The following is an 11654-nucleotide window of genomic DNA, read 5'->3' on the forward strand; positions in this document are numbered from 1 at the left end:
CGTGCGCCGCGCCATCCTCGTCATCCTCGACGGCCTGCGCCGGGACCTCGTCGGTCCCGAGACCACGCCGCACCTAGCTGCCTTTGCTGCGCGTGCCGAGCAATTCTCAGACTACAGCACGATCTTTCCTTCATGCACGCGCGTGGTCTCCGCCAGCCTCGCCACCGGCTGCCTGCCGGCGCGCCACGGGCTCCAGGGCAACACCATGGTCCTCGTTGAAGACGGCCGCCTTGTGCGTCACGATGCGGGCCGGCCGGATTTTCTCCAGCACAAAAGACGTGTCACCGGACGGTCCCTTGGCGTTCCGACTCTTGCCGAGCGGCTGCGTGAGCACGGTGGCGCTGTGATATTCAGCAACGTGTCGCCTGGTGCGGCCTATGCTCACGATCCCGACGGCCACGGACGCGTCTATCATCGCGCCGGCTCGTTCGGGCGAGGCCGCATTCCCCTACCCGAAGCTGAGCAGCTTCGCGTGACCCTGGACGTGGCTGGCGATCGAGCCATGACCGAGCGTTTCATTGCGGAGACTGTGCTGGCCGCGAGTCCTCCCGCCCTCACTCTGATGTGGCTGGGCGAACCCGACTCGTCCCAGCACGCTCTGCCGCTGGGCTCGCCCGAACACCTGGCCGTCCTGATGGAAGCCGATCGGAACGCGAAGCGCGTCATGGACGCGGTGGCGCAATTGCCCGACCGCGAGGATGTGCTCTTTCTCCTTGGATCCGATCACGGTCATCAAACCGTGAGCGACGTCATTCACATCGAGGCTGAGCTGGTCGCCGCAGGCCTCAAGGAAAGTCTCGATTCCGACGAGGTGGTGGTGGCCTCCAACGGCACTTCGGCACTGATCTATCTTCACCCGGACGCCGCTGGGCGCGAGGCGGCAATCGCAAGCTTCCTGGCTGGCCAAGACTGGACCGGAACCGTACTGATGAGGGCCGAGTTGCACCGTATTGGCCAGTCCACCGACAACGGACTCGCTTGTGCCGTCTCCATGCGCGAGACCGAGGCTCCCAACGCTTTCGGCATTGTCGGGACAAGCTTTGCCGCCAAGCGTTCCGAAGGCAAGGAAGATGTCATCGGCGCAGGTCAGCACGGTGGGCTTGGGGCTGCCGAGCAGTCGCCTTTCCTGATGATCTCGGGTCCGGGCTTCTTGGCCGGCGCGGTGCGCTCCAAAGCAGCCTCGGTTATCGACATCGCGTCGACCATTCTTGCTCATCTCGGTCTGCCCGGCTCCGGCACAGACGGCAACGCGCTACAGCGAGGCGACTGTGGCTGAGATCGAGCTGCGCGGCATCGAGAAGCGCTATGGGGAGGTGTCGGTCCTGAAGGGCGTCTCCCTGAAGATTCAGGATGGGGAATTCCTGACCCTGGTGGGGCCGTCCGGCTGCGGCAAGTCCACCTTGCTGCGGATCATCGCCGGGCTCGAGGATCAAGACGCCGGCGAGGTGAGCGTGGGCGGCCGGCCCGTGGATGGCGCCCGTCCAAAGGACCGGGACGTCGCCATGGTGTTTCAGTCCTACGCCCTCTATCCCCATCTCACCGTATTCGACAACATCGCGCTGCCATTGCGCACGCGGCGGCTCTCCTTCGCACAGCGCCTGCCGCTCATCGGACGGCTCCTGCCGGGTCGCACCGGCATCGAAAGGAGCATTCGCATGGAGGTGGAGCAGGCCGCCACCATGCTCGACGTGGCCCATCTGCTCCACCGCAAGCCCGGCCAGCTTTCCGGCGGTCAACGCCAGCGCGTCGCCCTCGGGCGCGCAATGGTGCGGCATCCCACCGTTTTTCTGATGGACGAGCCGCTATCCAATCTCGACGCCAAGCTCAGAGTGCAGATGCGCACGGAAATCACCGCGCTGCACCGCCGCCTCGGCGTTACCTTCGTTTATGTCACGCATGACCAGTCAGAGGCCATGACGATGGCGGACCGCGTGGCCGTGGTGATCGGCGGCGAGCTGCTCCAGGTGGGCCCTCCAGAAAAGCTCTATCGGGACCCGCAGGATCTGAGGGTGGCCGAGATGATCGGCAGCCCCAAGATCAACGTGGTCGCTCGCGGCCGTTGGGCGGACGATCGACCGATTCTGTCGGCAATCCTTGCACCGCAGACCAGGCACCTCGCATTTCGTCCAGAAGCAGCCGTCCTGACCACGCCAACCGCTGGCCTGCCCGGTGGCACCGTGACGGATCTTGAAAATCTCGGCTCAGATATCTTCGTGCATGTGGCGCTCCGCGACGGCTCGGAAACCGTCGTGATCCGCACCGCACCCGACGAACCACGCTTTTCGCTCGGCTGCGCGGTTGGGCTCAAGGTCGATGCTGCGCGACTGATGCAGTTCGACGAGGCTGGCAGGCGCTGCGGCGATATCGAGCGGGTGGCAGCATGAGCGTGATGGCCTTGGTCCACCGCCGCGCTCGCCCGGTTGCCCGTCGTCGGCAGCATCAGGCTGCAGAGGCCACGGTCGGCTGGCTCGCCGTCTCCCCGGCCTTGATCCTGCTGATTTGCCTGCTCTTTGGCCCGGCCGCGGCGGTGATCCTGTTCTCGTTCACCGACTGGCAGTTGGGCGCCACGACCTTCCACTTCGTCGGTATCGAGAATTTTGCTGCGTTGTGGGCGGACCCGCCCTTTTTGAAGGCCCTGGTCAACACTTGCATCTATGTCGCTATCGTGGTGCCGGGGACGGTGGGGCTTGGCCTTGCCACAGCTCTGCTCATCGAGGCGAGCCCTGGCCTGCGCGGCTTCTATCGCGCGGTGCACTTTCTGCCGGTCATGTCCACCATGTCGGCGATGGCCGTGGTGTGGGGCACCATGCTTCATCCCAGCATCGGCCTGGTCAACCGGGCGCTCGCCGCATTCGGCGTGACCGGCATCAATTGGCTGCGGGACGAGCACACCGCGCTCCTCGCCGTCGCCCTTATTGGCGTTTGGCAGGGTTTTGGCTTCGCGATGGTACTCTTTGTCTCCGGCCTGAAGGCGGTGCCCCAACAGCTCTACGATGCCGCTGCAGTCGATGGAGCGGACGGCCTCTTTGACCGGCTGCGCATCGTGACTCTCCCCATGTTGGGGCCGGTCACCATGTTCGTCATCGTCCTCACCGCAAGCCGCGCCTTTGAGGTGTTCGATAGCGTGCGCGTGCTCACCCAGGGCGGTCCGAATTACGCCTCCGAGGTCCTGCTGAATCGGCTCTATTCCGAAAGCTTCGACTATCTGCGCACCGGCTACGGCGCAGCCCTGACAGTGGTCTACCTTGCTATCGTGATCGCCCTCACGCTTGCCCAGGCGCGCTTCATCGAACGCCGGGTGCACTATTCGTGAGCGCGCATCGCCGCCGATCCCGGCTCGCGGGACGCATCGCGCGCCACGCTTTGCTTGTCGTTTCGGCAGCATTCGCGTTGCTGCCTTTCGTGTGGATGGTCAGCTTGTCCCTGAAGCCACCGGATGAGATCTTTCAACCCGACTTCCACCTTTGGCCCAAAACCTTCCACGGCCTTGAAAATTATCGCGTTGCGCTGACCGCAGCGCCGATGCTCCGTTTCCTGCTCAATGGTGTCTTCGTCTGCGCGGTCATCTTCGCGCTGCAGCTCGTGATCTGCGTGCCATGCGCCTACGCCCTCGCCAAACTGCGCTTCCGCGGACGCGACACCTTGTTTTCCACGGTACTGGTGGGGCTTCTCGTACCCCCGCAGGCCCTGGCCATTCCCCATTTTGTCCTGCTCTACGTCTTCGGGCTGCTCGACACCTACGCGGCTCTCATTCTTCCCTGGATCATCTCTGCCTTCGGTATCTTCCTGCTGCGCCAGTTCTTCCGATCCATCCCCGACGAGATCATCCACGCCGCGCGGCTCGATGGACTCGGTGAGTTCGAGATCATCTGGCGCATCATGATGCCCATGAGCGCGCCAGCGCTTGCCGCTTTCGGCATCTTCTCGGTAGTGGCCCACTGGAACGACCTGTTCTGGCCGCTCATTGCCGTGCGGAGCGAAGACATCTCGACACCGGCCCTCGGCATCCTCCTGTTCCGCGACGACGAGGCGGGTCAATTCCTCGGCCCGCTCATGGCCGGCGCCACGATCATCGTCGCCCCACTGCTACTCGCTTTCCTCTTCGCCCAGCGCCGCTTCATCGACGGGCTGGCAACCACTGCCATGAAGTGACCAAAGGGAGATTGTCATGCTCGACAGACTGTTGCCGCGCCGCGTGTTGAGGGGCGTGGGTGCCACATTCCTGGCCGCCTTCGCGGTCACCCCTGCCCATGCGGAGATGACGCTGGACGTGCTTTACACCACGCCGGGGACCTTCAATGCTCTTCAGCAGGAGCTGGCCAAGCGCTTCACCGAGACCCATCCCGACATCAAGGTGAAGTTTCGCAATCCAGTGGCTGGATACGAAGAAGGGGCACAGCAGATCCTGCGTGACCAGATCACCGGCAGCGTGCCGGATGTCGCGTTCAACGGCATCAACCAGATCGGCTTGTTCGTGGATCGCGGTCTCGGCGCCCCCCTCGATACCTTCGTGGCGGCGGATGGCGGCCTCGACAAACTTGGCTACTACTCTACGCTCGCAGCGCTCGGCCAATGGAAAGGCAAGCTCTATGGTCTGCCTTTTGCGGTCTCAACCCCGGTGCTCTACGTGAACGCCGACCTGGTGAAGAAGGCCGGCCTCGCTCCGGCCGCCCTACCCAAGTCCTGGCCCGAACTGGTCGCCGCAGGTCAGAAAATTCAGGCGAGCGCCGGAGCCGGCGTGACGGGATTCTACTACCAGTGGGACCAAACTGGAAACTGGCTGCTGCAGTCACTCGTCACCAGCCGCGCCGGGCACATGCTGAAGGCCGACGGCTGCACGATAGCGTTCAATGACGATGCCGGCATGTGGGCACTCAAGACCTTGGAGTCTTTTGGCAAGTCGGGAATGCCCAATTTCGGTATCAGCCAGGCGCGTCAGTCATTCGTCGCCGGCAGCCTCGCCATTCTCGTCGATTCCACGTCCTATGTGGCTGCGGCAGACCGCCAGATCGGCAACCGCTTTGATTTCAAGACGGTCGCGTTTCCGTTGTCAACACCAGACGGCAAGCTGCCTGCGGGCGGCAATGTCGCCATGATCTTCGCCAAGGATGCCGAGCGGCGGAAGGCAGCATGGGAGTATGTGAAGTTTGTCACCGGCCCGATCGGTCAGACGCTCATGGTGAATTATACCGGTTACATGCCCGGCAATGAGATCGCGGTGAAGTCGCCCGAGCTCCTCGGGGCATTCTATGCCAAGAACCCCAACCACATGACCAGCATTCAGCAACTGCCGGTGCTGACGGACTGGGCGTCCTTTCCGGGTGGCAATTCGCTGAAGATCATCGAGGTGATCAAGAGCCACACGGAAAGCCTGGTGACGGGCAAGCGCCCCGCCGCGGAAGTGATGCCCAGCCTGGTGCAGGATGTGAATGGCCTTATGCCCAAATGCAGCGGCTAGAGCATTTCGGTTCTGATTGAATCAGAACCGAAGTTCTAGATTCTTGTCTTGACGCGTTTTCTTCACGCGAACCGGTGTCCACTTCGCTCGAAAACGCTCTAAAGCCAAGAATGTGTCAGGCAAGAATGAGAAGCTATCGCCCTCTTCCAACTCGGCCATCCTTCTCGCTTTGAACCGGACCATGTTCGATAATTTCAGGCTCGAGGCCGGTACGACCATGGTAGTCAAGAACCCCATCGCTTTGCCTCATTCCTGTGGGCAACGACACCTGCGCACCGTCGGGACAGATGTGAAAATCGCTGACGTCTCCTTTGAACCTAAGCGATGCCCTCAACTGCGTGAACCAGTTCCTCATGGAGGCACCCTCAACAAACCCGCGTACGCAAGGGGTGGCAAGCAATGACTATGCCGAATTCGAACGAGCCCAGCCGCAGAGGCTTGCCTTTCTTGCTAACCGGAATCAGCTTCGTCCTCCTTCATGACGATCTGCATACCCAGGCGATCTAGGCTCCCCAGACTTCGCGCAAGACCGACAGCCAGTTTTTTCCGATCACGCCCTCGATTTTGCTCGAATTCCAGCCGCGTTCCTCCATCGCGGCCGTGAGATTTGGCCAATCACCGATGGTGCGCATGCCCTCCGGATTGATCACATTCCCGAAGTCCGTGAGCTTGTGTCCGTAGCCTTTGTCGTGCGTGATCCAATCGAAGAAGGGCTGCGCGTAACCTTGCGTGAAATCGGTGCCGACACCGACGTTTCGCTCGCCGCAGATGTCGATTACGTATTCGATCGCTTCGACGTAGTCGTCAACCGTGGCTTCCACGCCGCGTTTGAGGAAAGGAGGAAACATCGTAACGCCGACGAACCCGCCGCGATCGGCGATAAACTTCAGTTGCTCATCGCTCTTGTTGCGCGGATGGGACTTAAGCCCGGCGGGCAGACAGTGCGAGTAAGTCACGGGCTTCTTGGAAGCAAGGATCACGTCCGTGCTCGTCTGAGGACCGACATGCGAGAGGTCGCGCAGGATGCCAAGTCGGTTCATCTCGGCAACCACCTCGTGTCCAAAGTCGGACAGCCCACCGTCCTTGCGTTCATAACAGCCGGTCCCCACGAGGTTCTGGGTGTTGTAGGCCATCTGAATGATGCCAACACCGAGCTCCTTGAAGAGGCTGAGATAGCCGATCTGATCCTCTATACCGGTGATATTCTGCCACCCCAGTATGATCCCGGTTCTGCCTTCCTTTTTCGCAGCCATGATGTCCTGGGTTGTATAGACCTGCTTGATCAGATCGCCATGTTCGCGGAACCAGTGTTTCCAGTGCATCACGTTCCGCATCGTCTCGGTGAACCCCTCCCAAATGCAGCACGTGCAATTGGCGGCCGTAAGCCCTCCCTTTCGCATGTCCTCGAATATATCCCGGCCAAAATTGGAGATGATCAGACCGTCAATGACGATCGAGCGCTCGTGCAGTTGCGACGACATGTTCTTGTTCTCCTGACGCAAATCGATGTTCGAACGCCGGGCAGCGATGGGGACGCCGCCGGTACCAAGTGAATGCTCCGTTAGGGCTCGCTCTCCAGGTTCGCATTCGTGCCTGGGTCGGCATTGAAGAGAAAGCACCACTCCGGAGCAATCGTGAGCCTGACCGCCTGCCCTGGCTGTACCGCTTCCGGCACGTCCCGATTGGCCTGCTGAACCAGAAGACGTTGCTCGCCGGGGACCTTAATCTGATACTCGGTGAAAGGTCCGAGATAGCTGATGAGCTCGACCACCCCGTCGATCTCGTTCGCGTCGCCGTGCACCGTTGCCGCGGATGCCGGGCCGACGGCAATCTTGATTTTCTCGGGTCTCACCCCAAGCAGCGTCGCCCGCGCGACTTTGGGCGCAACCCTGAGGGAAATTCCCGCATCGGTCGTGAACCTATCGCCAGCCAGCGTTCCCTTGAAGAGGTTTGTCTTACCGATGAAGTCGGCGACGAAAGGCGTAGCCGGTCGTTCGTAGAGATCGGCGGGGCTCCCGATCTGCTCGATGGCACCCCCGTTCATCACCACGAGCCGATCTGCCAGGCTGAGCGCTTCCTCCTGATCGTGTGTGACGAACACGGTCGTCAGCCCAAGCGATTGTTGCAATCGTCTGATCTGCAACCGAACATCGTGTCGTAGCTTCGCATCAAGGGCCGACAGCGGCTCGTCCAGCAACAGCACATGCGGATTGATGACCAGCGCGCGAGCCAACGCGACCCGCTGTTGCTGCCCTCCCGACAATTGTCGCGGCATGCGTTCTGCGAAACGGCCGAGCTGCACCAGGTCCAGAACCTTGGCGACGCGCTGTCCGATATCGCCTTTGGGAACCCGGCGCATCTCCAGTCCGTAGGCGATGTTCTGATGGACGTTCATATGGGGAAACAGGGCAAAGCCCTGAAAGACCATTCCCGTGTTGCGCTTGTTGGGCGGAAGATCGGTCACGTCCTGATCGCCGAAGAAGATCCGGCCCGCACTCGCCTCGATAAAGCCCGCGATCATCCGAAGCGTCGTGGTCTTTCCACATCCGCTGGGCCCAAGAAGCGCCAGGAATTCTCCGTTCGCAATATCGAGCGACATTTCCCTCACAGCGACGAAGGAGTCGTATTGCTTCACCACGTTCTTGAGGGTGACCTGGGACACCGTTAGCCCTTCTATTCTTCAGAATGTTCGGCCGAGACGCACGTATCGGTCGGAAATGATGAGCGCGATCGCGATGATGAGAACCTGGATGGTCGCGACCGCCATGATTGTCGGATCGGTTCGGTATTCCAGATAGTTGAGCATCGCTATCGGCAACGTGATGCGGCCTGGGCCGACCAGCAGGAGCGACTTCTCAAGATCGCCGAACGAAGCGATGAATCCGAACAGAACGCCAGCCGTGATACCCGGGCGTATCAGCGGAAGCGTGATGCGGAAGAAAGTCGTAAGCCGCGTCGCGCCGAGACTAAGCGATGCTTCCTCGATCGCCGGATCGAGCCCCGCCAGGGATGCAACGAGCAGCCGCAACACCCACGGTATCGCGATCAAGGCATGGGCCAAAGTCAGGCCGTAAACCGTGGAGGCGAACTGAACGTCGCTCCAGATCTGGAGCTCAATGTAGAACAGGTAGATCGCGCTGCCGGCAACGATGGCCGGGATCATCAGCGGCGACATCAGCACAGTGTTGATGAACTCCCGTCCCCGGAACTTGTATCTGCCGATTGCGAGCGCTGCGGGAACGCCCAGGCATAGCGCGAGCACCGACGCACTGATCGCCACCTGAAAGCTCAGGAAGAAGCCGCTCCTGAAGGCTTCGAGGCTCCAAGCCTGAACGAACCGGGTTCCCGTGTATCCCTCGGGAGGAAACGAAAGGATCTTGTTGCTGAAGAACGCAACCCATATCGTTGTCGCGAGCGGGACGAGCACGAAGAGTATGATGGCCCATACGAAAATCAGATAGGTCCACCTGAGCGGGCTCGCTTTGCTTATACTCGTCATCGGAGGGCGCCCACCCGTGCCGTCCGATTGAACATTACGGCGGACACGACGGTGAGCACCATCGTCAGCGAGATTAGTATGAACGCCAGCGCCGAGGCGAACGGCCAGTTCATAGCCGCCGATATCTGCTTATAGATGGTCGGCGCCATCATGTAGAACTTGGGCCCACCGATGAGGATTGGCGTCGCATAGGCATTCATGGACAAGATAAAGCACAGTACGCAGCCAGCGAAGATACCCGGCATCAGGAGAGGAAGGATGATCCGGCGAAACGTTGTCAGCGCGGAAGCCCCCAGATTGAGCGACGCCTCCTCCAGCGATACGTCGATATTGTGCATGACGCTGTTGAGCGTCACGATCATGAATGGCAATAGGACCGACGTCAGACCCGTGATTACCGCGCCGGACGTGTAGAGTAGCTGCAGCGTTTCCCCTCCCGGGTCGAGTTGTTGCAGCAGGAAATTCAATAGGCCCTTGTTATCGAGGATGATGATCCATCCGGCGGTCCTCGCCACGTTCCCCATGAACAGCGGCAAGACGATTGCGATAATCAAATACCGCTTCAGTATAGTCGAATTCGTCCTGGCCATGAAGTACGCAACAGCCAATCCACCGATCAGACACAGCAAAGTCGTGACTGCCGAGACCCAGAGGGTCGTCCACAACACTTGACGGTAGAATTCGTCCTTGAAGAACCTGACGTAGTTATCCAGCGTGAACGCCTGGATGTACATCTGCGCCGCGTCGTACTGGTAGAAGCTCAGCCGCAGCATCATGAGAAGCGGAAGCATCAGCAGTAGCGAGACAAATACGAAGGCCGGTCCCGATAAGGCATAAGGGGCAGCCCACCGGGTGCGTCTTGCGACGGCAGGCATGCCGCTCGACTCTCGTGCAACTACTAGCGTGGTCATCTAGACGCGTTCAGCTCTTGAATTCTTTGTTCCACCAGTCGAGCAGATCATTGCGGTTCTTCAGCCAGAATGCATGGGGCCGGTTATGGATCGCTTTCTTCTCTTGCTCAGTAAATTCGATCTGCTTGGCGGCAGCTTCAGGCAACACCGACTTGGTGTTTGATGGCGAATAGAATGACTTCTGGACCAGAGCCGTGAGCCCGTCCGGGTCAAGCAACGCATTGCAGTAGAATTTGGCCGCCTGAGGATTCGGCCCCTTCTTCGGCATCACCAGGCCGAAGATGATGCCGATGCCGCCCTCAGCCGGATACGCGGAAACCACATCGACACCCTCCGAGGCGAATTGCAGGATTCGGGCCTTATACTCGGGAGCGACGAGGATCTCTTCGTTCTTGAGCGCCTGCTCGATCTGCAAATGGTTCGGATAGATGCGCGGGCTGGCCGCTTTCTTCCATTCCATCATGCTGGCTTTCACGGCCTCGATATTGATGTTGTCGAGGGACTTTCCGAGCTTGAGTGCCGTGGACTCGATGTGGTGAAACCAGTGGGCGTCGCTCAAACCGACGATACCCTTGTATTTGGGGTCCCAGAGATCGGCAAAGCTCTTGGGAGCCTCCTTCAATTTCTTGGGATTGTAACCGATGATCCAGGCGCTGTATTGCCACGGAACGAACGTAGGCATTCGCAGGATGGGCAGGGTATCCTTCAGTCGTGGGACGGCCTGCTCATCGATCGCGTCAAGCGCTTCCAGCGAGGCCAATTCGAACGCAGTCGCATCGTCCATATGCGCGACATCCATCGGCGCACGCGGCAGCCTGCGGCTCGCAATGATCTTTGTTCTGCGTTGGTCAAACCCGTCGAGGTCGCGGACAACAGTGTAACCGGCTTTCTCGACAATGGGTGCTTCGAAGAACTGGACCGTGCGATCGTTCCAGTCCCCACCCCAATTGGCGACGATGATTTGGCCGCCTTCGGCACGGACACCGCGCGCGCCTAACGTGAGCGCCACCGCGCTCGTTGCACCCGCAAGAAACCCGCGCCGGTTGATCAGATAGCCCATGCGTCCCTCCGTTGTGCCACTCGCTCCTTTGGCGCCATTGCCAAAGCAGCAAGTGCCCTCCCGTGTCCCCTCTTGCTTTCGCGTTCCGAAAGTCACAAAAATGTATACGTGCACTGCCAGCCGGGGCTTGTATGAATGCGACATGAAAATTGTAGCTGTTGGAAGACGCTACGGGCGTCGCGTCGCACGACCCGAGCGATGTGCAGCAAGTATGCAGATGGCCGCCCATCGGCTAAGCAAACGGCACACGATCGCATCGCCATCGACCTGGCGTAGTTCTACACTTCAGAAGTGATGCCCTAGTTGAGCTACGTTTGCGATTGCCTCAACAACACGGCAAGTCACGGCGCGGCGCCGCCTGATGTGGGGACCGGAGCACTTGGATCGCCGTTCTCTGTATTAGAATCTCTGTATTAGAATCGGCTCGTCTCGAGCTTCATCGGCGAAGCTCTCTGTCCTCTCCCTCGACATACCCACGGAACAAGCACTCATGCTGAAGATAAGGCCTGCCACAAGTGAGGATAACGCATCGATCTGGTCGATCATCGGCCCCGTCATTCGCGCTGGCGAGACTTATACGCTCCCTATGGACATGTCGGGAGCTATGGCCGAAATTGGGTGATGGGGCTGATCAGGCGGCGCGGTTAGCTGGCGTCGTCGATTCTGCGACGCCGTCGGTAAATTTGACGCCGGCAATGACCCTTGGCAACTGATTTTCGCCCTTCA

At 60.2% G+C, this 11654-nt stretch carries 10 protein-coding genes and 1 pseudogene; 6 read left to right on the forward strand and 5 right to left on the reverse strand.

What is annotated here, in order from left to right; translation table 11 throughout:
• The first annotated feature begins 1 nt into the window (after position 1).
• Genes ACZYOF_RS05685 through ACZYOF_RS05705 form a run of 5 tightly spaced genes read left to right on the forward strand, consistent with a single transcriptional unit; the run spans position 2 to position 5458 of the window.
• The gene (locus ACZYOF_RS05685; RefSeq protein ID WP_463715102.1) at positions 2–1276 is read left to right on the forward strand and encodes an alkaline phosphatase family protein; all 1275 of its coding nucleotides are present in this window, start codon (positions 2–4) and stop codon (positions 1274–1276) included.
• Positions 1269–2384 carry an ABC transporter ATP-binding protein gene (locus ACZYOF_RS05690; RefSeq protein ID WP_463715103.1) on the forward strand — a complete coding sequence of 372 codons (1116 nt, stop codon included), beginning with the start codon at positions 1269–1271 and terminating at the stop codon, positions 2382–2384. Before ACZYOF_RS05685 ends, ACZYOF_RS05690 begins: the two co-directional genes overlap by 8 nt.
• Complete coding sequence (locus tag ACZYOF_RS05695) at positions 2381–3313, forward strand: carbohydrate ABC transporter permease (RefSeq protein ID WP_463715104.1); 933 nt, start codon at positions 2381–2383, stop codon at positions 3311–3313. The genes ACZYOF_RS05690 and ACZYOF_RS05695 overlap by 4 nt, the downstream gene beginning before the upstream one ends.
• Entirely contained in the window at positions 3310–4152 is an 843-nt protein-coding gene (locus tag ACZYOF_RS05700; RefSeq protein WP_463715105.1) for a carbohydrate ABC transporter permease, read from the forward strand. The genes ACZYOF_RS05695 and ACZYOF_RS05700 overlap by 4 nt, the downstream gene beginning before the upstream one ends.
• 16 nt (positions 4153–4168) lie before the next feature.
• Positions 4169–5458, forward strand: coding sequence for an ABC transporter substrate-binding protein (locus tag ACZYOF_RS05705; protein WP_394568157.1), 1290 nt, complete (start codon positions 4169–4171; stop codon positions 5456–5458).
• A gap of 503 nt (positions 5459–5961) precedes the next feature.
• Here ACZYOF_RS05705 and ACZYOF_RS05710 read toward each other — a convergent pair.
• From ACZYOF_RS05710 to ACZYOF_RS05730, 5 genes are all read right to left on the reverse strand, one after another.
• A complete protein-coding gene (locus ACZYOF_RS05710; RefSeq protein ID WP_463715106.1) occupies positions 5962–6939 on the reverse strand; it encodes a dipeptidase in 978 nt (325 codons plus the stop codon).
• Positions 6940–7019: 80 nt separating this feature from the next.
• Complete coding sequence (locus ACZYOF_RS05715) at positions 7020–8057, reverse strand: ABC transporter ATP-binding protein (RefSeq protein ID WP_463715107.1); 1038 nt, start codon at positions 8055–8057, stop codon at positions 7020–7022.
• Between the two features lie 81 nt (positions 8058–8138).
• Positions 8139–8957 (reverse strand): ABC transporter permease, encoded by an 819-nt coding sequence (locus ACZYOF_RS05720; RefSeq protein ID WP_463715108.1) that lies wholly within the window; start codon positions 8955–8957, stop codon positions 8139–8141.
• Positions 8954–9832 carry an ABC transporter permease gene (locus tag ACZYOF_RS05725; RefSeq protein WP_463715109.1) on the reverse strand — a complete coding sequence of 293 codons (879 nt, stop codon included), beginning with the start codon at positions 9830–9832 and terminating at the stop codon, positions 8954–8956. The genes ACZYOF_RS05720 and ACZYOF_RS05725 overlap by 4 nt, the downstream gene beginning before the upstream one ends.
• A gap of 46 nt (positions 9833–9878) precedes the next feature.
• Positions 9879–10928, reverse strand: a complete 1050-nt coding sequence (locus tag ACZYOF_RS05730; protein ID WP_463715110.1) for an ABC transporter substrate-binding protein — start codon at positions 10926–10928, stop codon at positions 9879–9881.
• A gap of 490 nt (positions 10929–11418) precedes the next feature.
• On the opposite strand from ACZYOF_RS05730, the pseudogene ACZYOF_RS05735 reads away from it, so the two are divergent.
• A pseudogene (locus tag ACZYOF_RS05735) lies at positions 11419–11538 on the forward strand (GNAT family N-acetyltransferase); the annotation flags it as partial.
• Between the last annotated feature and the right edge of the window lie 116 nt (positions 11539–11654).

The sequence above is a fragment of the Bradyrhizobium sp. LeoA1Lang genome (assembly GCF_055413685.1).